Below are 23,971 nucleotides of genomic sequence, written 5' to 3'. Positions count from 1 at the left end.
ACCGGCACCTTGTTTTTAACAAGTTATCGGTGTTTTATTGCGTGATACGGAGGATTATTATGTTAAAATAAAGAAAATAGACGGATCTTATAGCTCAGGTTATGGTAATTGAAAACAGGAAGCTGGCATTTTTTGTTTATCGGCGCGCAAATTGGATAAAAATATAAATAAGCCAATATACTTACCGATAAGGAGAATGATTGATGAAATTCAAGTATAAAATCGTAGCCCTGTTTGTGTCGGCCATTGTTTTAATCAACCTTGGAATCGGTATTTATGCGGTAAACAGCATGCAGAATAAAGTGCTTGATGCAGCCCGCTCCAAGCTCCTGAGTGATGCTGCTTTGGGCGAGGCTTTCCTGGATCAGCAGATTCCCGGGGACTGGATTATTAAAGAGGGCGATTTGTACAAAGGCTCGGTGAAAATGAATGATAATTTCGGAATTGTTGATCGAATCGGGGAGTTAACAGGGGATACGGTAACGGTCTTTCAAGATGATACCCGGGTTGCCACAAACGTAAAAGATGCAGAAGGTAATCGGGCGGTTAATACGCAGGCAACCGACGTGGTTAAAAAAACTGTTTTGGATCAGGGCGAAACATACATCGGTAAGGCCAATGTAGTGGGTGTCTGGAACCAAACAGTCTATAAACCGATCACCAATGCCAAGGGCGAGGTGATCGGCATCTGGTACGTGGGAATTCCCAATACCATCTATGACAAATTGGCTACGGATTTCAGAAATATGCTGATTTTATTTTCCATCGTGGCCGTTACGCTGGCGGGCATTGTCATTTGGATCATTACTGACCGGATGACCCGACCATTAGTGATGCTGGAAAAAGTCACCAATCGGGTAGCGCAAGGCGATCTGACGCAACAAGTTGAAACGGTCAAAAGTAAAGACGAAATCGGCGTATTAGCCGTGGCGATTGAGCGGATGATCGTTAATATGCGAACAGCTTTAAAAAAAATAGCGGATTCTTCGGAAGAGGTTGCCATGGGTGCCCAGAATATTTCCACGGCCAGCACATCCCTGTCGATTGGCGGCACGGAACAGGCCAGTTCCATTGAGGAACTGACTGCCTCCATCAACGAAATTGATGAGCAGACTACCATCAACGGCGAAAGTGTCAGTCAAGCTGTTGCATTGGTCCGTGATGCCCAGGCTAAGGTTAACAGCGGTGACCGGGAAATGCATAATATGCTGGCCTGTATGGATGACATTAATGATTCATCGCAGAATATCGGAAACATCATCAAAGTAATCGATGAGATTGCCTTTCAAACCAATGTACTGGCATTAAATGCCAGTGTGGAGGCCGCTCGGGCCGGGGAACATGGCAAAGGGTTTGCAGTGGTCGCCAGCGAAGTAAGAAACCTCTCCATCCGCACGACTGACGCAGTAAAACAAACCTCCAGTTTGATTGAAGCATCGGGAAAGAATGTCAAAATCGGTATCGAAGTGGCAAATCGGGTGTCGGAAGCACTGGACGAAATCAAAGCGAGTATGAAAGCCGTTGAAACCCGGGTTGAAGCAGTTGGCAAAGCATCAGAGCAGCAAACCCAAAATATTCACGAAATCAATTCAGGGATCAGTATTATTGCCAACGTGGTTCATACTAATTCAGCAACATCGGAAGAAACTGCCGCCGCCAGTCAAGAACTCTTTAACCAGGCTGAGATATTAAAAAGACAGACCAATCAATTTAAGCTTCAGTAAATCAGGGTAATTTTAAAAGGAATATCAGTGGATACAACAAAACAAAAGACTAAGAAAGCTAAGCATCTGAGTCTTTTGTTTTACTGGTTTGCAACGCTACTTTAGTTTTTCAACCATTTCTAATACTTCCCACAGCGATTTGCCCGATTCCTGGGCGATTTTTTTGACATCCTCATATTCCGGGGTAGCCCGGGTAATATCGCCCTGTTGGGATATTTTAATGGTTACTTCACCCAGTGGAGTTGCTATTTTTTTAAAATGCCGGTGCATGCAGGTTCGCTCAACCGGGTATTTGCGAATGCCGATGGTGGAGGTTTCCTTTAGAATAATTTCTTCAATCAGCGGCAGCCGGGCTTCGCTGCAGAGAACCGTCAGGTGGATGCCTGGGCGGTTTTTCTTCATATAGACCGGCGTGTAAAAGGCATCCAGGGCACCGTTTTGCAATAAAACTTCGAGGACATAGCCAGCCATTTCGCCAGTCATGTCATCAACATTGGTTTCTACCACCATAATGGTGTTGGCTTCAGATTTACGCCCCTGAATAATCCGCAGAGCATTTAAAACCCCAAAATCCTTGCCGCCAAAACCATAGCCGGTTTTTTCCGGAATAAAACTGGGGGTGGTCGGGGAATAGGTAGCCAATTCAGCGAGAATGGCCACCCCGGTGGGCGTGGCTGATTCACCGTCTATGGCCTTGGAATACATTTCGAAATTGGAATTACAGAGGATCTCTGCGGTGGCTGGAGCTGGTACCGGTAAGAGACCATGGGCACAGCGAACCCAGCCGCTGCCGACATTTATTTTGGAACCATAAACCAGATCCGGTTTTAAGGCATGATAACAGATGGCCGCCCCGACGATATCAACAATTGAATCGAGAGCGCCAACCTCATGAAAATGAACCCGTTCAACCGAAACATTATGAACCTTGCCTTCGGCGACTGCCACCCGCATAAAAATAGCCAGAGCAGTTTTTTTAACCTCGTCTGAGAGGGTTGAATTTTCGATGATTTCTTTTATATCGTTAAAGTGCCGATGATGGTGTCGGTCAGCTTCCAGGATAACATGACAGCGAGTGCCGGAAATTCCCTTTTTCATGGTTTGCTCGGCTTCGATGCGAAACCCGCTGAGATTCAGCTTTTTCAGTTCAGCGTCAAGGTATGCTGGATCAATACCCAAATCAATAAAGGCACCCAAAACCATATCCCCACTAATACCGGAAAAACAATCGAAAAATAAAACCTTCATGGACAATTCTCCTTCTTTGGGCCACGCCCTGATGAAATTTCGCTTATGTTTATAGTTTGTTAATTTTTGATGCCATACAGGCAGCCCCAAAACCATTATCAATATTGACAACACCAATCCCGCTGGCGCAGGAGGTCAGCATCCCCAGTAAAGCCGAGATTCCACCAAAGCTGGCGCCGTAACCGATACTGGTGGGAACGGCAACGATAGGTTTATCGGTGAGTCCACCGACGACTGAGGCCAGAGCACCTTCCATACCAGCCACCACAATAATGACTTTGGCGTGATTGATAATTGGGACGTTGCCAAGTAGCCGATGAATCCCGGCGACTCCCACATCATAGAGTCGTTTGACCTGATTGCCCATCACCATGGCAGTTACAGCGGCTTCTTCAGCAACCGGAATGTCTGAGGTTCCGGCCGTGACGACAAGAATATAATCTTCGGTGGTTTTATATTCTTCCCGTTTGACGACCACGGAGCGGGCTTCTTCGTAATAAATAGCATCAGGGGTAATGGATTTGATGGTGTCGAAGACGTTCCGTTCAGCCCGGGAAGCAAGGATGTTGCCAGTGGATCGGGTCAGCATGTTTTCGACAATCCCCTTAATCTGGTTCAGCGACTTTCCGGGACTGTAAATCACCTCCGGATAACCGTTTCGTAGCTCCCGGTGATGATCCACTTTGGCATAGGAAAGGTCTTCATAGGGCAAGGTTTTTAGCAACTCCAGAGCGGTATTGACCTCGCATTCGTGGTTTTTGACGTCTTCCAATAATTTTGTTAATTGATCTACATTCATAATTGTCTCCATTACTGCTGATGAGTCAGCAAAATATTAAAAAATTTGTTAAAGTGACAAAATATAATTGGTCATTTCAGTTAAGGTCAGGTAGTTGCGGAACTGATTGGTGTTTATTTTAATCCCATTGGTCTGCTCCAGTTGGTTAATCAGATCAATCAGACCCAGCGAATCGCCGCCGAGATCAAAAATAAAATGACTGTCAAGCCCAATCATCGCTGGCGAAATTTTCAGAATATTGGCCCAGCAATTTGCCATCTCATTATATGGTCCATCCAGGGTTGATTCAGAAACGTTGCTTAAGGGAATGGCCAGATCATAATGATCATAGTCGCCGTTTTCCCAGGCAACAGCCAAAGCTAACCGGTTGATTTTTCCAGAGGTGGTTCTGGGTATTTCGTCAATCATCACACCCCATTTTATCGGAAGCTGCCAGATGGCAGAAATAGACTGGCCAGCCAGGGTAAAAGTTTCCGGATTTTTGGAATCACTAAAGAGAATCAGACAGTTGTCCTGAGTGTTCCGGTTTTTGCCCTGAACAACAATCAGGTTGGTATTCTCAGGCAAGGCCTGCTTGCCGGTTTTTTCCAGATCGGAGACCAGATAATTTTCACCGTTGACGATAATAATATCTTTATAGCGGCCAAATATATTCAACCAGCCATTTCGAAAAAAGCCCAGATCGCCGGTGTTAAAATAACCGTCTTCATCCACCCCGGTAGGGGTGTTTTTAGTTTTGGAATAATATCCCTGCATGACATTGGTGCCACGAATATGGATCAGACCCAGATATTCCGGATCCAAAACATTTCCGTTCAGATCTTTAATGACGACCTCATTACATTCGTCCAAAACACCTACTGACATCCGGCCGATGGTATCATCATCAGGATCACAGAAGAACAGTTTTTCGCCAATGGCAATGCCGCTGCCCAAAAAATAATCCATCCGGAAGGGTGAACCGTAGGGGGTGTAAGCCACACCCATGGTGGTTTCACTAAGACCGTAGGCTGGTTTTAAGGTATCCCGGGTCCAACCCATTGGGGCTGTTTGATCTTCGAAAGCGGTTAAGGAAAGGGGATTGACATCTTCGCCACCGCAAAAGCAGATATAAAGAGTGTCAAGATTTACTGCCCGATTCTGTTTAATGCCGACTTTCAGCAATAGTTCGATGCCAAAAAGGGCCGCTCCGGTGACAGTGGCGGAAAACTGCGAGAGCTTTTCCAGCCAGCGGTTGGGGTTTTTTACAAACTGCAGCGGGCTCATTAAATACTGAGGAAAGTTGTTGACAATCGGAACCAGATGATAGCCGACAAAACCAAAGCAATGGGATAGCGGCAGCCAGCTTAGATAGCGTTCCTGCACATTGTCGCGGACGATGATACTGCTGGCAACACCGCCTTCTTGGAGGTTGCGGGTAGTCAGAACAGCGCCTTTCGGATCCGAAGAGGTACCGGAGGTAAACTGAATCATTCCAGGATCTGTGTCACACACTGAAACAATGGTTCCCGGGGACGATTCGGTCAAGGCCCGAAACATCAGCTGGTTGTTTTCAAACAGGGTTGTTACCCCTTCCAGATCACTGACAATGATGGGGTCTTCCAGTGTGTTAAGGACACTTTGCAGATAAGCCCGTGATTTTTCATCCTGGGCCAGGGGTAGGATGGCGGGAACCATGCCGCCCAGGATGCCCGCCCAGAAACAGGTGATTTGGGCCTGGATACTTTTTAGCTGAAACACCAGCAGGGATCCTTTTTTTAGACCGGCTGACTGGTAACCGCCGAGGACTTTCATGGCATTTTCAAAAAGCGTGGCGTAGGTCTGAGTAAATTCCTGGCCATCGGCCTCCAGATACGTGATGGTGACATCACTGGTTTTTAGCTTGATAAACGAGTCTTGTATATTCATGGAAGTCTCCTCAACAATTTGGTCAGATCCACATTAGATCATGGTATAACCACCATCGATGGCAATGGTCTGCCCGATGATGTAATCACTGCCTGATGAGCAAAGAAAGGAGATAATCCCCAATAAGTCTTCTTCTGTTCCCAGTCGACCGGCCGGGGTATTTTTGGTGTGCTCAGTCAGGGCATATTTGGGGAAGTTTGAATTGGCCATGTCGGTTTCAATAACTCCTGGAGCGATGGCATTAACCTGAATGTTGAGACGAGCAGCTTCCCGGGCCAGGGCTTTGGTAAAGGCGATGACACCACCTTTAGCGGCGGAATAATGGGTAAACCCGAGTCCACCAACCCGACCGGCGATGGAAGCCACATTAATAATCTTACCCCGTTTTTGCTTTTCCAGCACCTTGTAAACCGCATGAGTGGCGATAAAGGTGCCGGTTAAATCAATGTCAATCACCGCTTTCCAGTCGTCCAGGGTCATGGCGCTGAAGGTTTTAACGGGGAAGATTCCGGCGTTGTTAATCAGCACATCAATTTTCCCGTAGGTTTCCATAACAATGTCGACCATTCTGATGGCGTCTGCTTCGGACGAGATATCGCATTGTATAGCAATACATTTGGTCGGCAGCTTTTCGGCAGCAGCCTTGGCAGTTTCAATATTTCGACCAATAATAACAATATTGGCCCCTTCATTACTGAGATATTCAGCAAACGAATAACCAATTCCCCGGGACGACCCGGTGATGATAATAACCTTATCCTGATGTATACCGGCCATGTTCTTAACCCTCAATTTCGCCAATAATCTGGCCAACTAAAACGCGATCATCTTCTTGCGCCAGGATCGCAGAAAGAACCCCGTCGGCTGGGGATTCGATGTAGATAGAAATTTTATCGGTGGCTGCTTCAGCAATGTTATCACCTTTTTTAACCGTGTCGCCAACAGCCACAAGCCATTGTCTTAAATTGATTTCTTCAGCGCCTTCAGCGAATTCGGGGATTGCTATTTCGTATTTCATTTGGTTCTCCTTTAAATTTTTTCTTCAAGATTAACAACTATTTGTTTAAGACACAGTTTAACGTTTATGACTGACAATTTCGTCAATGGTTCTTTTAGTAGTGTTGCTGCCAAACATCTCATCGAAGGCCAAAATGAACTGGTCACGCAGATCAGGCAGGTTGATCGGGGGACATCCACAGGCTTCCATGGAGGTGACACCTTTGTCTGCAATGCCGCAGGGAATGATGGCCTTAAAATGTTCGAGGTTGGGGTTGACATTAATCGATATGCCATGGAGGGTAACCCCATGGGATACCGCAATGCCCAGAGCGGAGACTTTCTTTTCTTCGCCGGTTTCGGGTTCTACAACCCAGACGCCGCTGCGTCCTTTGATACGTTTGCCTTTTAGCTGATAATGAGCCAGCAGATTAATAACCACCTGTTCCAGACAGCGAACATATTGATGTGCCCCCTTGACATACTGATCAAAGTGCAGAATTGGTGAAACAATGAATTGACCATTGCCATGATAGGAAATATCACCGCCACGGCTAACCGCTGTCAGAGCAATACCTTGATCCAAAAGTTCAGCTGGGGTCAGGAGCAGGTTCTGCTCATGAGTGCCCCGACCCAGGGTGATAACCGGATAGTTTTCCTGAAAAAGCAGGGTGTCCGGGCATGTTTTGGTGACACATTTTTTATGGAGTTGTTCCTGGATGACAAAGGCATCTTCATAGGAAATCAGTCCCAGGTCAATCCAAATGAGGTCTTTTTTCATGCTTAGTCCTCCAGGTGATACAGTTTCATTTTGCGGTACAGGGTACTCCGGGAAATACCCAGGTACTCAGCTGCTTTCTTGCGTTCAGAAAAAAGAGCTAGGGCTTTTTTAATGGTGGTGAGTTCGATATTTTTTAAGTCCACATTGGGTTGCTCTGTTAGTGTTTCAATAATCTTTTTTTGTACAGGAAGGTTTTCTTTCGGGGTCAGCTCAGCGTTAATATTGGGTAAGTAACTGGCAATAAAATAGTTGTCAATGCGATTGGTTTCGGTAAAATTGACGGCCTGTTCAATGGCATTTTTAAATTGTCTCACATTGCCCGGCCACTCATATTCCTGCATCGTTGCGATAGTGGAAGGGTGGAGGGGCTCGATGTATTTACCGCAGGTCTGGGTGATGTCACGCAGAAAAAACTCAGCCAGAATGGGAATGTCTTTTTTTCGTTTGCGTAGCGGTGGAATATTGATTTGCAATACATTCAGTCGATAGTAAAGATCTTGTCGAAACCGCCCCTTTTTAACTTCTTCGGCAAGATTTTTATTTGTAGCGGCAATAACCCGCACATCAATGGGAATATCCTTGTTTCCACCGATGCGTTGGATGTACCGCTCCTGTAAAACCCGTAGCAGGATGGTCTGGGTGTTTAAGGGCATTTCACCAATTTCATCGAGAAAAATGGTGCCGCCCCTGGCCAGTTCAAATTTTCCGATTTTTCCGTGTTTGCTGGCTCCCGTAAAAGATCCTTCTTCATAGCCAAAAAGCACACTTTCAATCAGGCTTTCGGGAATTCCTGCACAATTAATGGCAATAAAGGGCTGGTCTGATTGATGGGCATTATGAATGGCCTGGGCAAACATTTCTTTACCGGTTCCACTTTCGCCTTCTAAAAGAACGGTCGCGCTACCCTTGGCAGCAATTTGCGAAAGATGGACAGAGCGTAGTAGCTCGGAGCTTTCTCCGATGATATCATCAAAGGTAAATCGGGTGCCTTTGCGTTTGGCTTTTTCCGAAACCAGAATGGTTTTATCCAGATCTTTCAGGGTGGCAACGGCTCCGGCGACGGTGCCATTGTCGTGAAGAATCAGTTTACTGTTAATCAGGCAGTTGATTTTTTTGCTCTTTGTAATAATGTGCTTATCTTTTTCTTCAAATGATGGCGGTACATCGCCGTTATGATCGAGAATCGTTTCGCCGTCCATAATTTCCAGAATATTTTTCCCGTAGGATTCAAAGGTAGTGGTTTTTAAAATCTTGGCACCTTGAGAATTGATGCCAATGATTTTGCCTTTGAGATCGACTGCCACCACCCCATCGGTCATCGAGTCGATCAGGGTTCTTAGGTAGTGATTGGTTAAATCAACCTGGCGATGGGATTCGGCAATACAGAGTTGTCGGGAGATTGCTTTAGTGGCAGCAACAACCATGCCCAATGTATGGGGATAGGCCATTTCTTTAGGTCCAGCCATATCCATGACGCCCAGCAGTTTGCCGTTGGCATCAAGAATTGGTGCGGCAGAGCAGGTTAGTTCGTGATAGCATTCATAGTAGTGCTCGGCGCCGATTACCTGAATTGGCTGGAGCAGATCAATGGCTAAACCAGTGGCGTTGGTGCCGGCCATGTGTTCATTCCAGATGCTGCCCCGAACCAGATTTTTGGTGAAGGCTTCTTTTAAAATAGCTTGGTCACAAATCAGTTCAAGAATGACGCCATTAGGATCGGTAAGGGTGGTGGAAAAACCAGATTTGTTGACAAATTCCTGTAATTCAACCATAAAGGGAATACTGACATTCAGAAGCAACTGATTCTGTTCGAGGCGTTTTCTAAAATTTTCTTCGCTGACTGTTGGGGTGCGATTTAAAGCCCGGGGATCAAGTCCTGCTCGTTGACAGCGCAGCCAGGAATCAATAATCGGTTTACGGACATGATTACCGATGTTCCCGGAAATAACAAAGTCCTCCCAGGTTTTTTTGACCATCTCAAAATCAGCAGAAATTTTCAAAGCGTTTACACTCCTCTTTTTTGTTGGTTTGTTTCTTGCGAAGGCGATTGCTTTTGCAATTGATTAGCAAAGGGTATCAGGGGAGAATCCCCTGATACCGAGAGTAGAAAATCTATTTGCCAGCAGCCAGTTTCTGAAGATCACCATTGAGTTGGGCAAAAATGTATACGGGTGCACAACCGGGATAATAGGTTACTGATTTAGCCAGTGAGGCGGCTTCCCGAACCTTGTCTGCTGAGGGGAATAGTTCCCAGCAATCGCCGCAAATAAAGACGTTTTTACCGGCACAAAATTGCGGATCAATGTCTGGCACACCACCGGCGATGACCACAACTTCGCCGGATTTAGCCAGGAATTTGTTCATGTCAATTCCAGAGATCGCAAATGAGTCCAGGGCACCGCGGACGTTAACAAAGCAACCGGGACAGGTTTGTTGCATGATACATGTCAACCCGGCATACATCCCAATGGGATCACCACCGGGACGTTTAAAATGTTTCATGACTGATTCAATGGAGTTCCCGAGAACGTCGATTTTATCTAAATCGATTTCGCCCTGACCTTCGGTTCCGGCACAGCGGATAGCAGGAATTTCCATCGGTTCAAAGCCCATAATCGAACAGGCGACCGAATCGACAGCGACGGTGTCGGTGCCAGCGACAATCAGGTTCATTTCAATCGGGGTTCCGGCGTGCGGTCCCTGACCTTCCATCCCAATAACGGAATCAACAATCGTCAGATCGGCATGGCGAATTCGATACATATCGGCCATTTTTTGCCCCAACTCGATACGGTGAGCCCCTTGCTGTTGATCGTTGGGGTGACAATTGGGGATGATCCCATTCCAGTTTTTAAGGCCTAAGGTAACGGTACCAGCTAAATGAACCTTCATTTTTGGCAGGTTGATGACTACATCAGCATCCATGAAGGGTTTAAAAACGGTGGCATGTTTGAATAATTTAGCCCCTTCAATTTCTACCGGAACAACATCATGTTCATCGAAATAAATGACTTCGTCAGCGCCGCCAAGTTTAGCAGCTTCTTCCATTTTGGAATCTTTAAAGGCAGGTTTGGCCCGGCCAACATGCATGCCTAAGGAAGGGTTATCGCCGACGACGACTTTTCCTGCTTTGGAGTTTTTCTTAACATAAGAAACAACAGCTTCGATGGTTCGGGGATCAACAACGGCGTGGCTTTCAGGGGGAGCCTGGAAAGCAAGGTTTGGTTTAATTAAGACCGTATCGCCTTCCTTGATGATGGTATCAAGGGAACCAATAGCGAGTTCAACTGCTTCGGCAACAGCGGCTTCAATTTTTCTGACATCCTCTTCAATCCGGACATATTTTCCGTTCATGAAAGAGGCATTGCCTTCAGGTTGTGCAACCTTTACAACAGATACTTTTGTTTTACTCATGATAATCTCCTTTTGGTATAGTCACCATATATTTGCCCATAAACATGGACGTGTAATTATATACCCGCAATAATCATGCCAAAACAAAGTACGCTTAAAAAAGCCGGAAACTGGTTTTTTTGATGGTGAATCTGTGTCTCGTGTGTCAAAATGAGACGCTTTTGTGTATCATTATAACACGTGACACACGAAGGATGCCTTAATCCCAGAACTGATAAAACATAAGTTTCAAATTAGGTGTATTCGTCGGCGATGTTTTTTGTTATAATTTTGGGAGATGAGGTATTATATATTAGGAAAAACGATGCCACCAACAGGATCGTTTATTTGATGACCTTTTTCAGTTAGTTAAATAAGAAAGTGAGGATACCATGCGTAAAGTTCTCTTGTTAAACGGCAGTCATAAATCAACCAAAAGCTATACAATGATCATTGCCGAACAATTTACATCGGGGTTAATTGAGTATGATCCGGAAACAGTCGTCGAGACCATCAATTTAATCCAGAAGAATATTAGTGCCTGTACCGGCTGCCATAGCTGCTGGACGACCACCCCGGGAGAATGTGTTTTTCAGGATGATATGACGGAACTGTTCCATCAATATGAAGAGGCCGATATTGTGATCTGGGCCACGCCGCTGTACCATTATGGGATCTCCAGCGCCATGAAAAAATTTATGGAACGAACCCAACCGGCACTGCTCCCATTTATTGACAACGAAGGTAGGGGAACCTACGGACATCCCTTCCGGAACCCAGAAAAAATGCAAAATAAAAAACATGTGCTGATCAGCACATGTGGTTTTCCATCGAAAAAGAACAATTATGAGGGAGTCGAAGAACAGTTTAATAATCTTTTTGGCAAGGATAAGTGGGAAAAAATTATTTGCGTTGAAGGTGAACTGCTGGGGATCCACCAGCTGGACAATCTGACCGGCCCGTATCTGGATCTGGTTAAAATAGCCGGAAAAGAATACGGTGAAAACTTGAGCATTTCACCAAAAATACGGGAAGGTCTGGCAAAACCCTTTGTGGAAACGCCAACCTATCTTCAGACAACCAACCTGAGTTGGGGAGTGGATGATACCCGGATGAAGGATTCTGATGGTGGTCTGATCGCCTGGAATTATATGAAAGAGGTTCAGGCTGCCTTTAATCCCAAGATCCGGCCTAAAATGAATGCGGTGCTCCAGATTGATTTTACCGACATAAAAGAACGCTATCAGCTGGTGATCAAGGATGAAACCTGTACCTTACTCCGAAATGATTTTGCCCGGGAGACAACGGCGATCAGCATCACGCTGACCACTCTGGAGCGTATCCTGGAAGGTAAAATTGATGCCGCCCAATCGCTATTAGAAAAAAAATACGCCGTTGTTGGCGATATGCGGGTTTTCAATGCCTTTCTCGATGGCTTGTTTGGACCGGTCAATTTAAATCCCGATAAGAAAAAACGGCTGGTGCCGATCAGTTTTAAAAACACCCCCTACTGGTTCTTTGTGGCAATGTGCCCCTGGATTTTCTGTTTTCTTTTTGCCAATTACAATCCCTTGATTGGAGTAGTGATTCCGATGATGATCAGTGGTATCCTTTGCGGTATCAAGCGGGGCACCGATCTGGTTTATTTTGAACGGGCGACTTTATTAACTTTTTCTCTGCTCAGTTTAATGGTGGTAACCTTTGGATCGGATTATCAGGGAAACACTTTTGCAATCATCGGGTATTTTGCCCTGGCCCTGATTTGGGTCATTTCGACCTTAAAGACGGTTCCATTAACAGCAGACTACACCCACTATTTCAATGGCCGCAACGCCCTTAAAAACGTGTTGTTTCTAAGAACCAATCGGTTGTTATGTTATATCTGGTCACTGGTATTTCTGGCCCAGGCAGGCCTGGCCCTATGGCTTAATACCACGCTGCTGATCAATTTCGCAGCGATCATTCCGATTCTTTTGAGCATCCCAACCTTTGCATTTTCACTGTGGTTTCTAAAATGGTACCCCAGTGAGATGGCCAAACCCAAATAAAAACAGTAAAATATAGGTAATTGCGAAATGAAAAAGCACCGAACAATGGTTGCTTTGAGTGCAGTTTCCACAAACAATTGTGTAACGTGTAGGCGAACAGTTCAGCGAACTGTCCGCCGTACAGTGTAACAATTGTTTCGTGCGAAACTGGGCACAAAGCTCACGGCAGTTTCGCAATTACCTAACAGTAAAATATTATAGGAGAGCTAATGCTAACACTGGATAAAATATACCACGCATCATTTACATTAAAAAAATACGTCCGTCCCACTGATCTGATTCATGCGCCCAAAATCTGTCCAGACAGTGATATTTATTTAAAAACCGAAAACCTGCAGATCACCGGATCATTTAAGGTTCGGGGGGCCTGCTATAAAATATCCCAGCTTAGTGACGAAGAAAAAGCCAAAGGCGTCATTGCCTGTTCAGCTGGCAATCATGCTCAGGGAGTGGCGATGGCGGCGGCGATTAATCAGATCAAAGCTCTGATCTGCCTGCCGGACGGTGCGCCGATTTCTAAGGTGGAGGCCACCAAAGCGTATGGCGCCGAGGTTTGTCTGGTTGAAGGCGGCTATGATGAGGCCTATGCCAAAGCCTTGGAGCTTCAGGCTGAGAAGGGTTATACCTTTATCCATCCCTTTGACGATGAGTTTGTCATCGCCGGCCAGGGCACCATCGGACTTGAATTATTGGAAAGTCTGCCGGATCTGGAGGCAGTGATCGTCCCAATTGGCGGCGGAGGTCTGATTTCCGGGATTGCCTATGTCCTTAAATCCTTAAAGCCGGATGTTAAAGTTTATGGGGTGCAGGCCTGTGGCGCACCCAGTATGGAGCTGTCGATTAAAAACAATAAAATCTGTCGGTTACCTCAGGTATCCACCATTGCAGATGGGATTGCGGTGAAAGAACCGGGTGAGTTGACTTTCAGCCTCTGCAGTGATTTTGTCGATGAAATTGTCACGGTGACCGAAGACGAAATCTCGACGGCTATTCTGACTCTGATTGAACAACAAAAGCTCATTGCTGAAGGGGCCGGGGCAGTGGCGGTGGCAGCAGCGATGTTTGGCAAACTACCGATTCAAGGGAAAAAGACGGTCTGCATTGTCTCCGGCGGGAATATTGATGTCACGATCTTATCCCGAATCATTAAACGGGGATTGCTTACTTCCGGTCGAACCTGTTCATTTAACATTGAGCTGCTGGATAAGCCCGGTCAGCTGAAGAAGGTTTCCCAGATTATTGCCGATCTCGGTGGCAATGTCATCTCCATTCACCATGAGCGGAGCAATGAAGGATCAGATATCAATGGCTGTTTTTTGCGGATCGAGTTGGAAACCCGGAATTACGAACACATTCGCCAGATTCGGGAAGGTCTGATTCAAGGTGGTTTTAAATTGCAGAATTAAAATGAAAATAATGCCGTTTGGTGATTGATTTAAAAAGAACGGGGTATATTTTTTGCGATAGGTCTTTTAACATCTGTTTTTATCGGCGGTGTGCTTTTTTATAAGAATGGAGCGACTCCCCAAAAGGGCACACTGAGATAAATAAAGATCATCATAGCTAAAATCGTCTATTATTCCAATGGAAAAACTAAATAAATTTGATGAAAACAGGAGGAGAAAAATGTTAACCAATATCAGCGAAGATTTAAAAAAGGTGTTTTTATTTGGCGTCGGTGCAGTGGCAATCACCGCTGAGAAATCAAAGATTCTCATCGATGAACTGGTGGAAAAAGGTGATTTGACGGTTCAGCAGGGCAAAATTCTCAATGAAGAGTTAAAACATAATATCAAAGAAACCATCAGAGATACAGTGACGGTTAATGTAGTCAAAGAAGAAACAGCTCCGAGTGCGAAAGTCGTTATTGATAGTCTCGATCAGATGACCCCCGAAGAGCTTCAGAAGATTAAAGACAAACTGGAGGCGATGACGACGGCAGCCCCAGTTGAGAAGGAAATCATCGAGGTTTCTGATTTAGAAGAAAATGTCAGCGAAAAGGAAATTGATGAACTTAAGTGATGCCGGTGTAACAGTAAAAGATCTAACCAAAAATTCAATGGAAACCAATGGAAGACGGCTTAAAATAATTATTTCCATTCTGGTAAAACATGAGATTACCAAAGGGTTGACTCCGGAAAAACTTCGATTGATCATTGAAGACCTGGGGCCAACCTTTATTAAAATTGGCCAGATTATGTCGATGCGTCGGGATATTTTTCCCAGTGAGTATTGTAGCGAGCTTGAAAAACTGCGTTCACAGGTTACCCCGATGCCCTTTGATGAATTTATTCGTATTATTGAAGACGAGTATGATTGCCCGATCGATGAGGTATTTCGGACAATCAACCGGGTACCGTTGGGATCGGCTTCAATCGCCCAGGTTCATGCTGCCGAATTGGTTGATGGTGCCAAGGTGGTGATCAAGGTGCAGCGCCCAGGAATCTATAAGGTGATGGCTCAGGACGTGGTACTTTTAAACCGGGCCACCGGGATTCTCAATCTTGCCAGCAACATTGGCGATGTGGTCGATTTTAAGATGATCGTCGATGAAATGTGGAGTACTGCCCAGCAGGAAATGGATTTTTTGTTTGAAGCCAAGAATGCCCAATTATTCAACGAGCTCAATGCCGAAATCAAATACATCGGTTGTCCGCGAATTTACAATCAGTTTACGACCTCAAAGGTTCTGGTTATGGAGGACATTGTCGGTATCGAAATCAATGAAAAAAAACGACTGCAGGACGCCGGTTATGATCTTCAGGAAATCGGGGTTAAACTGGCTGAAAATTATGTTAAACAGATCATCGATGATGGTTTTTTTCATGCTGATCCCCATCCGGGCAATATCTTTATCAGAAATGGTCAGATTGTCTGGATTGATCTGGGGATGATGGGGAAACTGTCCAAGCGTGAAATGGGACTACTACGGCGAAGTGTCAAGGCCGTGGCGAGTCGTGATGTCGAAAGCCTGGAAGGGGCCATTCTATCGTTGGGGGTTCACAAGAGTCGACGGATCAATCATTCACTGTTATATGAATCGATTGACCGGATGCTTGATGTCTACGGCACCGAAGAACTCAGCAATATCAATATGGGCCGATTTTTAGAAGAGATTTTGCGGATCGCTGCTGAAAATCATATCGGCATGCCCCGGGGGATCAGCATGCTGAGCCGCGGGATGATCACCATCGAAGGGGTCATTGCCGAAATCTCTCCGGACGCTAATTTTGTCCGGATCATGGCCAATCATATGGCCGGTCAGCAGGTTGCCAATTTTGACTTGAATAATTTTATGGAAACAAATCGTAGAAAAATCCTGATTTCTGGCGAAAAGGCCATCAGTGTTCCCGGCCAAATTTCCGATTTTTTGAGTCTGGCCAATAAGGGGCAGTTGAAAGTCAATCTGGAGGTGATGGGTTCGGATGAGCCCTTGGCTGAAATCGACCAGATGGTTAATAAGATCGTGATCTGCATTATTCTGGCAGCACTTCTGATCAGCTCCAGTTTCATTGCCACCACCGATATGACACCACTGTTCATGGGAATCCCGGCTTTGGGGGCGCTGGGCTATTTCACCGCAATTATCTTAAGCTTGGGGTTGATGATTTCCATTCACCGTAAGAAAAGGAAACGTTAGCGCGGTTTTTTTAATTTGACACAATGGTTTCTTTTGGGTATCATTATAACAAGCTTTATTAAAGCTAAAATACTTTCAATGAAAAGGAGAAAGAAATGAAAAGAAATGTAATTTTGGGAATGCTGCTGGTTCTTGCAATACTGATTTCAGGTTGTACGCAAGCTCCGGCAACCACAGACAAAAAAGATGCAGAGACAACAGACGTTGTCACCACGGCTTCACTTGTCAATACTGAAGATGCTTTTATTAAAGCCATCAGTAAGGATGGTACCTGGATCATTGCCACACTCGGTGATTTAAAAATCGATTCCGACCTGGTCCTGGATGGTGAGTTTGTCAATGGTAAGAAAGATGATGCCGGAAACGACATTGTTCAACGAAAGATTGGTCTCTATACCCAGGATGACGCCCGAAATGTCACGGCCAGATTCACGCTGACGGCACCAAAGATCACCATTAATAGTCCCAAAGCTAGCATTGAGCATGGTACTTTTGTCGGCGATGTTTACGTAACCGCCACAGATTTCCAGCTTAAAGATCAAAAAATAGAAGGGAATTTGTATTTTACAAATCCCGAAGCCCAGGCTACTTTTAAAATGGATGCAACAAGTTCAGTTACTGGCGTTCAGGAATTAAAGCAATAGCAGTAATTGTTTGACATTTCACAATAAAAATTTTGGGAGCCTCTAAATTGAAGTGTGAAATACATCAATTTAGAGGCTTTCATTTATTTAAGCAAAAAGTAAATGATGAGAATAGTGAAAAAAAGTTGTGAAATAAAAAGTTAAAATCCGGAGGTGCATTATGGAAAAGAATATTATTATATTAGGGGCCGGATATTCGGGTATTCTGATTGCAAAGAAGCTTGCCAAACGTTTGAAAAGTCAGACGGATGTTAAAATTACCTTAATCAACAAAGAAAGCTATCATACCATGCTCACGGAGCTGCACGAGGTAGCCGCAAATCGCGTTGAAGAAGATAGTATCCGAATCAGCATCAAACGTATTTTTGAAGGTCGAAATGTTGATGTGGAAGTGGATACGATCACTGCGATTGATTATGAAAAAAAACAATTAACGGGAAAAAAATCCAGCTATAGCTACGACTATCTGGTAATGGCTTCGGGTTCACAGCCGTCGTTTTTTGGTATTTGTGGAGCGGAAGACTATACTTATAAACTTTGGTCTTATGAAGATGCAATCAAGCTGAAGGGACATATTTTTGAAATGTTCACCAGAGCTTTGCAGGAAACGGATCAAGCAGAAAAACAGAAATTACTAAGCTTCTATGTTTTAGGGGCCGGATTTACCGGCGTCGAAATGGCCGGAGAACTGGCGGAATGGGTACCGATACTCTGCAAGCAATTTGAAATTGAGCGCGAGATGGTAAAAATTACGCTGGTTGATATGATGGACAGAGTCGTCCCTAATTTGTCAGAGGAACTTTCAGAAAAAGCAAAAAGACGATTGGAAAAAATGGGCGTGGAAGTAAGGTTAAAAACAGCTGTTGATTGTATTGGCGCCGACTTCATTGGCCTCAAACAGGCTGATCAGCATCAGGAACTGCCTACCAACACGGTTGTCTGGGCGGCTGGCATTGAGAGTTCAGATATTGCCAACCAGGCCGTTCAACTTACCCAGGTTGGTCGTGGCCGTATTAAAACCGATGAATTTCTCAGAGCGGAAGGAAAAGATGATGTTTTTATCGCCGGGGATAATATTTTCTATATTCCTGAGGGTGAATCAACGCCAGTACCACAAATGGTCGAAAACTGTGAACAATCCGCAGCTACTGTCGCCCATAATCTAACCAGTGTCATTACCGGAACTGGAAAAATGGAGAAATATGCGCCCAAGTTCCATGGGGTAATGGTTAGTATCGGCGGGCGTTATGGGATTTCTTATGTCGGCACCGACAAAAAGAAATTTGCCTTACCTTCGTTTCTCTCTCAGTTTGTAAAACATTTTATTAATATTATTTACTTTATCCAAATTTTGGGATGGAATAAGGTCTTTAGTTATATGCGACATGAGTTTTTTACGATCCGAAATTGCCGGAGTTTCGTTGGCGGCCATTTTTCAAATCGAACCCCCAGTTTCTTATTGGTGCCCCTACGGGTTTTTCTGGGCGCCTTCTGGGTCTATGAGGGAATCAAGAAAGTCAATGAAGGTTGGCTCCAAAAGCCGATGCTGACACCGTTTTTTAAAGGCGCAAATGATTTGTATTACTCGATTCTCCAGGCTGGTACTGGTGGCGGCGATGCGGTATCAAGTGCTACTGCAGCCGGAGCGGGTGCTGAAGCGGCCGGAAATCTGCTCATCAATTGGAATATCTTAGGGTTGTTTAAAATTATTGTAATTCAGACATCGGATATTGCCATTAAATTACAAATGGGTCTTATGGATTGGTTTACCAACACTGTGATTCTTAGTAGTGGGAGCTCAGAAGTGTTTTTTCAGTCGGTGATCGTTTATTCTGAAATACTTGTCGGAGTCTTGTTGATTCTAGGTCTGTTCACCACCATTTCCGCCCTATATTCAATCGTTCTCCAGGGGATGTTTGTGACAACTACCGGGCTTTATCTGAGTACATGGTGGATGATTTTTGCGGCAGTGGCAGTTATTTTTGGCGGAGGGAGCGTATTCGGACTTGATTATTATGCAATACCCTGGTTAAAAGAGCACTATAAGAATATCAAAATCGTCCGAAAACTATATATTTATCATGATTAAGAGTGAATTATCACCACGACTGGACTACAAATCTGCTCTTGAAGCAGTTAGACGATTGATCGATGAGACCTTGTTGGATACTGATGAATTAATCCAGGCGATGATGCAACACCTGACTTTGGGAACTGGAAAAAATTTAAGAGCGATGTTATTGTTGGGGTCGGCAATGGATGAAGAAGGACTTGTCCCGCAGGATGCTGTTATTGCCGGAGCGGCAGTGGAAATTCTGCACCTTGCCACCCTGGTTCACGATGACATCATCGATGAGGCTGATATCCGCCGGGGACAAGCCAGTCTGCAAAAAAAGTTTGGCAAAAAAGAAGCGGTAATCTGTGGTGATTACCTCTTCTGCATTGCGATTGCCATGGTGGCTGAGATTTCCAATCATTATCCCGAAAAGCTGAAAGAATTTACCCAGGCTATGACAAAAATATGTTTAGGCGAACTGCGTCAATTTAAACATAACTCAGACACCGATCTAAGTGTTTTAAATTACCTGAAAATAATTGCTGGGAAAACATCGGCACTCTTTGCGCTGGCGATGTATTCTGGAGCCATCATCAATGGAAGTGGTGATAAAGAAGCCCGTTTTATGGGGCGGATTGGTCACAATATGGGTTTGGCTTTTCAGATTCTGGATGATTGTGCCGATTATCAAGCCGATGTTATGGTAACGAAAAAAACGGTTAAGCATGACCTGGCCGATGAAGTCATCACCTTGCCGTTAATTTTTGCTTTTTTGAAAAAACCCGAGCTCAAACAGCGGATCCGGCAGCAACAATTGACAGTGGTGGAGATTAACGAAATCATCGCTGAGGTGGTCAGTGTCGGTGGCGTATCAATGGCCCATGAGGTGGCCGAAAAATATTATCACAAGACAAAAAAAATGATCGCGACCCTGCCGAACACGTATCAGCAGCAATTAATGAGTAAGATTTTGGGACGAATTTGGAAAGTTGAGAATTAACGGATGATCCAACGGTTTTTGAATTATGTCGAAATTCGGACAAAAATAGCCAGTCTGTTGCCATTTTTACTGGGTTTGAGTTATGTTCTGTATACCTACAAACAGGTTGATATTCGCAATACACTGCTATTTTTCATCTCAATGCTGTGCTTTGATATGGCAACAACCGCCTTAAATAATTATATCGATGTGAAAGCAAATGGCAAGATCTTGGAATTTTCTCAAAAAACCGCGAAGCAGATATTGTATTTCCTTTTGATTCTGGCCATATTATTGGGGCTGGTCCTGGTATTTTATACCGGAGTGATTGTTCTAGTATTGGGCGCCCTCTGTTTTGGTGTGGGGATTTTCTATACCTTCGGTCCAGTACCGATTTCCCGGATGCCGCTAGGCGAAATTTTTTCGGGATTATTTATGGGCTTGTTTATTCCCTTCTTAGTGGTTTTTATTAATGCGCCTGAAGCTAGTCTAATTTATGTTACTTTTACAAACTGGCTTCTGCAAGTGTCATTTAACATCATGGACCTACTGAAATTGGGAGTTGTTACAATCCCGGCGATAACCGGGATTGCCAATATTATGTTGGCTAATAATATCTGTGACCTTGATGAAGATGTGAAAGTCAATCGTTTTACCCTGCCTTATTACACTGGTGTGAAAAACGCTCTGAATATTTTTGCGGCGCTTTATTATCTGGGGTTTGCCGCTATTATTATCATGGTAGTATTCGGAATGTTACCAATTTATGGACTAATCGCGATTGTCGGTTTAATCCCAATTTATCAAAATATTTCAAAATTCAGAAAGCAGCAGTCCAAGACTATCACATTTCCCCTAAGTGTTCAAAACCTGGTTATCTCATTAGTTCCAGTAATCATTATTCTGACGATCGGAACGATCCTGAGTTAAACTAATTTTGAGGATTAATTAACAGACTCTTAATAGAATCTTTCCATGCCGTTAACATATGGCATTGCCACGCATGTTAGACTTTTAACAGCGATGAAGAAAACAGGTAAATCTGTCATCTTTACCGCTGTTATTTAGTTTATCAGGGCGTTAATGGTATAAATCAACAGCAGAGGGGAGAAGCGTAAATGAAATTGTTTTATAATTTGAAAATAGGCCGAAAAATAATTCTGGGATATCTGATCATTGCCGCCATATCTGGGTGCATTGGCACCATGGGACTATGGGGGATTTACAAAATCAGTGAGCAGGATGTTTATCTATATGAGAAAATGGCCAAGCCGCTAGGCGAGCTGGTTTATATTGTCGATTCCTTTCAGGGAATTATCGGCAAAGTTGATGATTTAACCCGGGCCACAACGCCGGAAGACATTGATGCCATTGAAAAAGAAATTTTAAAAAGAAACGCTCGATTCGACTCCAATCTTAAAACGTTTCAAACGACCTTGATGGATTCGAAAGCCATTGAAATCGCCGATGAAACCTATCTGCTTAAAGATCAATTTGATGCCATGGTCACCGAAATGATCAATCTGACACGTGCGGGGAGATCAGCCGAAGCAGGAGTTCTAGCAAAGAGCAGTGAGTTTGAAACAATCTATACGCAAATTGAAGCCAATTATCGTGAAATGATGGAGCTTAAACTGGTGATTGTAAAAGATACCGCTAAAAGTAACCAGGCTATTGCGGCATCATCAACTTTGTTAACGATCATCTTGTTGGTTGTTGGAGTAATCCTCTCGTTACTGCTGGGCTTTCTGATTACGTCAACCATCACGAAACCGATGGCTCGAATTAATGTGATGATCAAAGAAATGAGTATGGGTCATTTGGGGATGCGACTGAAGATGGAGTGTCAGGATGAGGTGGGAGAAATGGCGGAGGCCATGGACCATTTTGCGGATGATCTGCAGCACGTTGTCATTGAAACCATGCATCAGATTTCAAACGGGAATCTGTCGGCTAACATTGAGGCCAAGGATGATCAGGATGAAATAACCCCGGCGTTAAAGCAGACCATAAAAACCATTCGGGGACTGATTGCCGAGTCTACTTTGCTAGCTCAAGCAGCTGTTGCCGGGCAGTTGGAGATCCGTAGCAATGCCGATGCCTTTAATGGCGGGTTCAAAGAAATTCTGATTGGCTTTAATCGCACACTGGATGCCCTGGTTGTACCAATAAACGTTGCCGCTGAATATGTCAGTCAGATTGGATGTGGGATCATCCCCGAAAAAATAGAAGACACCTACTATGGTGATTTCGAAACCTTTAAGAATAGCATCAACGCCTGCATTGATGGCTTAGCGGCGCTGGAAGATGGTAATCGGGTGCTGGGTCTGATGAATCAGAATGATTTTTCTCAGTCAATTCAGGGTGATTACCTGGGGATTTATGCCGAAATTGCCGAGTCCATCAATGGGATTCGTCGGCTGCTGCTGACCATCACACGAATAGCAGGGAATATTCGGGAAGGCAATCTCAGTGATTTGGCCGATTTAAAGCAGAATGGCAAGCGCAGCGAAAATGATAAATTGATGCCGACCCTGGTGGGGATGATGGAAAATATTTATCAATTGGTGGCTGAAACTGAAACCATGGCTCAGATTGCGGTGGAAGGTGATTTAAGCCATCGAGGCGATAGCAGTAAGTTTTGTGGTGAGTATGCCATGGTCATTGAGGGATTTAATCAGACGCTTGATGCGATTATCGAACCGGTCAAAGAAGCATCCAGCGTGCTTCAGGACTTGGCCCAAGGAAATCTTCAAACGGTGGTTAAGGGTGCATACAAGGGCGATCATGCCAGAATTAAAGAGGATCTTAATCAGACGATCACTTCATTGGCGGCCTATGTGGGTGAAATAACAGGTACGTTGGCGGCAATGGGACAGGGTAATTTAAATCAGGAAATTACCACCGAATTCAGAGGCGATTTTTCAGCCATCAAACGATCACTTAACGACATCAATCGGCAACTGAGTACCACCCTTGCCGATATTGATGGGGTTTCAGCCCAGGTGGAGGGAGGTGCCATCCAAATTTCTGACAGTAGCCAGGCATTGGCACAGGGGACGACCGAACAAGCCAGTTCAATTCAGGAATTGTCGGCATCGATTGAGGAAGTGGCCGTTGAAACCAAAGATAATGCTAGTCGCGCCAATGAAGCCAATGAGCGGGCGCTGGCAGTGAGAACAAATGCCATCGATGGCAATTCCCAAATGCAGAAAATGGTGGCCGCTATGACAGCGATTAATGAATCGTCACAAAATATTTCCAAAATTATCAAGGTTATTGATGATATAGCATTCCAGACCAATATTTTAGCCTTGAATGCCGCAGTGGAAGCGGCCCGGGCCGGACAGCACGGCAAAGGTTTTGCAGTCGTTGCCCAGGAAGTCAGAAATCTTGCAGTACGCAGTCGATCCGCCGTCAAAGAAACCACCAGTCTGATTGAAGACTCCATTGATGCGGTTAAAGTTGGTAGCCGAATCGCCGATGATACAGCGCTCAGCATAAAAGAAATTCTGGCAGAGATTGAAATTGTTACCGATCTGGTAAAAAATATTGCCGAGGCGTCTCATGATCAGGCTTGCGCGATCGAACAGATTAATCAGGGAATTGAAATGGTATCGACGGTAGTTCAAACCCATTCCGCCACTGCCGAACAAAGTTCTGCTGCCAGTGAAGAGCTGTCCGCACAGGCACAGTTGCTTAAACAGATGGTTAGTGCTTTTGAAATCAAAGAAGTCTAAGCCGTGATATATCAA

At 44.7% G+C, this 23,971-nt stretch carries 18 protein-coding genes; 10 read left to right on the top strand and 8 right to left on the bottom strand.

What is annotated here, in order from left to right:
* Positions 1-203 precede the first annotated feature (203 nt).
* A complete protein-coding gene (locus BI182_RS15925) occupies positions 204-1,724 on the top strand; it encodes a methyl-accepting chemotaxis protein (RefSeq protein WP_228883133.1) in 1,521 nt (506 codons plus the stop codon).
* A 96-nt stretch (positions 1,725-1,820) separates the two neighbouring features.
* Here the strand turns inward: BI182_RS15925 and larC are convergent, their stop codons facing one another.
* The 8 genes from larC to BI182_RS15885 form a co-directional block, all read right to left on the bottom strand.
* Positions 1,821-2,972, bottom strand: coding sequence for a nickel pincer cofactor biosynthesis protein LarC (gene larC / locus BI182_RS15920; RefSeq protein WP_070371958.1), 1,152 nt, complete (start codon positions 2,970-2,972; stop codon positions 1,821-1,823).
* Positions 2,973-3,021: 49 nt separating this feature from the next.
* Positions 3,022-3,771, bottom strand: a complete 750-nt coding sequence (gene larB, locus BI182_RS15915; RefSeq protein WP_286809299.1) for a nickel pincer cofactor biosynthesis protein LarB — start codon at positions 3,769-3,771, stop codon at positions 3,022-3,024.
* Positions 3,772-3,819: 48 nt separating this feature from the next.
* Positions 3,820-5,679, bottom strand: a complete 1,860-nt coding sequence (locus BI182_RS15910) for a non-ribosomal peptide synthetase (protein ID WP_286809297.1) — start codon at positions 5,677-5,679, stop codon at positions 3,820-3,822.
* Between the two features lie 33 nt (positions 5,680-5,712).
* Positions 5,713-6,456 carry an SDR family NAD(P)-dependent oxidoreductase gene (locus tag BI182_RS15905; protein WP_228883137.1) on the bottom strand — a complete coding sequence of 248 codons (744 nt, stop codon included), beginning with the start codon at positions 6,454-6,456 and terminating at the stop codon, positions 5,713-5,715.
* Positions 6,457-6,460: 4 nt separating this feature from the next.
* On the bottom strand, positions 6,461-6,697 hold the full coding sequence (locus BI182_RS15900) for a biotin/lipoyl-containing protein (RefSeq protein ID WP_070371954.1): 237 nt from the start codon (positions 6,695-6,697) through the stop codon (positions 6,461-6,463).
* A gap of 57 nt (positions 6,698-6,754) precedes the next feature.
* Entirely contained in the window at positions 6,755-7,456 is a 702-nt protein-coding gene (gene lipB / locus BI182_RS15895; RefSeq protein ID WP_228883139.1) for a lipoyl(octanoyl) transferase LipB, read from the bottom strand.
* A gap of 2 nt (positions 7,457-7,458) precedes the next feature.
* Positions 7,459-9,456 (bottom strand): sigma-54-dependent Fis family transcriptional regulator, encoded by a 1,998-nt coding sequence (locus tag BI182_RS15890; RefSeq protein WP_286809293.1) that lies wholly within the window; start codon positions 9,454-9,456, stop codon positions 7,459-7,461.
* Positions 9,457-9,568: 112 nt separating this feature from the next.
* On the bottom strand, positions 9,569-10,870 hold the full coding sequence (locus BI182_RS15885) for a DUF362 domain-containing protein (protein ID WP_228883143.1): 1,302 nt from the start codon (positions 10,868-10,870) through the stop codon (positions 9,569-9,571).
* A gap of 371 nt (positions 10,871-11,241) precedes the next feature.
* Here BI182_RS15885 and BI182_RS15880 point away from each other — a divergent pair, with 371 nt between their 5' ends.
* From BI182_RS15880 to BI182_RS15840, 9 genes are all read left to right on the top strand, one after another.
* Positions 11,242-12,897 carry an NAD(P)H-dependent oxidoreductase gene (locus tag BI182_RS15880; RefSeq protein ID WP_286809290.1) on the top strand — a complete coding sequence of 552 codons (1,656 nt, stop codon included), beginning with the start codon at positions 11,242-11,244 and terminating at the stop codon, positions 12,895-12,897.
* 209 nt (positions 12,898-13,106) lie between these two features.
* Positions 13,107-14,303 (top strand): threonine ammonia-lyase, encoded by a 1,197-nt coding sequence (gene ilvA / locus BI182_RS15875; RefSeq protein WP_286809288.1) that lies wholly within the window; start codon positions 13,107-13,109, stop codon positions 14,301-14,303.
* A gap of 220 nt (positions 14,304-14,523) precedes the next feature.
* On the top strand, positions 14,524-14,919 hold the full coding sequence (locus BI182_RS15870; RefSeq protein ID WP_250932967.1) for a hypothetical protein: 396 nt from the start codon (positions 14,524-14,526) through the stop codon (positions 14,917-14,919).
* The gene (locus BI182_RS15865; protein WP_286809286.1) at positions 14,906-16,537 is read left to right on the top strand and encodes an ABC1 kinase family protein; all 1,632 of its coding nucleotides are present in this window, start codon (positions 14,906-14,908) and stop codon (positions 16,535-16,537) included. The genes BI182_RS15870 and BI182_RS15865 overlap by 14 nt, the downstream gene beginning before the upstream one ends.
* A gap of 95 nt (positions 16,538-16,632) precedes the next feature.
* On the top strand, positions 16,633-17,181 hold the full coding sequence (locus BI182_RS15860; protein WP_286809285.1) for a hypothetical protein: 549 nt from the start codon (positions 16,633-16,635) through the stop codon (positions 17,179-17,181).
* A gap of 160 nt (positions 17,182-17,341) precedes the next feature.
* A complete protein-coding gene (locus BI182_RS15855) occupies positions 17,342-19,270 on the top strand; it encodes an NAD(P)/FAD-dependent oxidoreductase (protein WP_186892940.1) in 1,929 nt (642 codons plus the stop codon).
* Positions 19,263-20,237 carry a polyprenyl synthetase family protein gene (locus tag BI182_RS15850; protein WP_286809281.1) on the top strand — a complete coding sequence of 325 codons (975 nt, stop codon included), beginning with the start codon at positions 19,263-19,265 and terminating at the stop codon, positions 20,235-20,237. Before BI182_RS15855 ends, BI182_RS15850 begins: the two co-directional genes overlap by 8 nt.
* Positions 20,238-20,240: 3 nt before the next feature.
* The gene (locus tag BI182_RS15845) at positions 20,241-21,146 is read left to right on the top strand and encodes a UbiA family prenyltransferase (protein WP_286809279.1); all 906 of its coding nucleotides are present in this window, start codon (positions 20,241-20,243) and stop codon (positions 21,144-21,146) included.
* A gap of 188 nt (positions 21,147-21,334) precedes the next feature.
* Entirely contained in the window at positions 21,335-23,956 is a 2,622-nt protein-coding gene (locus BI182_RS15840; RefSeq protein ID WP_286809277.1) for a methyl-accepting chemotaxis protein, read from the top strand.
* Positions 23,957-23,971 lie beyond the last annotated feature (15 nt).

It is taken from the genome of Acetobacterium sp. MES1 (genome assembly GCF_002237635.1).
Classification (GTDB): Bacteria; Bacillota; Clostridia; order Eubacteriales; family Eubacteriaceae; genus Acetobacterium; species Acetobacterium wieringae.
The sequence above is the reverse complement of the archived record's forward strand: the minus strand, read 5'-3'. Positions and strand labels throughout refer to the sequence as shown.

Bases quoted from the DNA above. Each gene is read 5' to 3' on its own strand.
- BI182_RS15925 (WP_228883133.1), top strand. From the start codon at position 204: ATGAAATTCAAGTATAAAATCGTAGCCCTGTTTGTGTCGGCCATTGTT.
- BI182_RS15880 (WP_286809290.1), top strand. From the start codon at position 11,242: ATGCGTAAAGTTCTCTTGTTAAACGGCAGTCATAAATCAACCAAAAGC.
- BI182_RS15900 (WP_070371954.1), bottom strand. From the start codon at position 6,697: ATGAAATACGAAATAGCAATCCCCGAATTCGCTGAAGGCGCTGAAGAA.
- BI182_RS15865 (WP_286809286.1), top strand. From the start codon at position 14,906: ATGAACTTAAGTGATGCCGGTGTAACAGTAAAAGATCTAACCAAAAAT.
- BI182_RS15855 (WP_186892940.1), top strand. From the start codon at position 17,342: ATGGAAAAGAATATTATTATATTAGGGGCCGGATATTCGGGTATTCTG.
- larC (WP_070371958.1), bottom strand. From the start codon at position 2,972: ATGAAGGTTTTATTTTTCGATTGTTTTTCCGGTATTAGTGGGGATATG.
- BI182_RS15905 (WP_228883137.1), bottom strand. From the start codon at position 6,456: ATGGCCGGTATACATCAGGATAAGGTTATTATCATCACCGGGTCGTCC.
- BI182_RS15870 (WP_250932967.1), top strand. From the start codon at position 14,524: ATGTTAACCAATATCAGCGAAGATTTAAAAAAGGTGTTTTTATTTGGC.
- BI182_RS15840 (WP_286809277.1), top strand. From the start codon at position 21,335: ATGAAATTGTTTTATAATTTGAAAATAGGCCGAAAAATAATTCTGGGA.
- BI182_RS15845 (WP_286809279.1), top strand. From the start codon at position 20,241: ATGATCCAACGGTTTTTGAATTATGTCGAAATTCGGACAAAAATAGCC.
- larB (WP_286809299.1), bottom strand. From the start codon at position 3,771: ATGAATGTAGATCAATTAACAAAATTATTGGAAGACGTCAAAAACCAC.
- ilvA (WP_286809288.1), top strand. From the start codon at position 13,107: ATGCTAACACTGGATAAAATATACCACGCATCATTTACATTAAAAAAA.
- BI182_RS15850 (WP_286809281.1), top strand. From the start codon at position 19,263: ATGATTAAGAGTGAATTATCACCACGACTGGACTACAAATCTGCTCTT.
- lipB (WP_228883139.1), bottom strand. From the start codon at position 7,456: ATGAAAAAAGACCTCATTTGGATTGACCTGGGACTGATTTCCTATGAA.
- BI182_RS15885 (WP_228883143.1), bottom strand. From the start codon at position 10,870: ATGAGTAAAACAAAAGTATCTGTTGTAAAGGTTGCACAACCTGAAGGC.
- BI182_RS15910 (WP_286809297.1), bottom strand. From the start codon at position 5,679: ATGAATATACAAGACTCGTTTATCAAGCTAAAAACCAGTGATGTCACC.
- BI182_RS15860 (WP_286809285.1), top strand. From the start codon at position 16,633: ATGAAAAGAAATGTAATTTTGGGAATGCTGCTGGTTCTTGCAATACTG.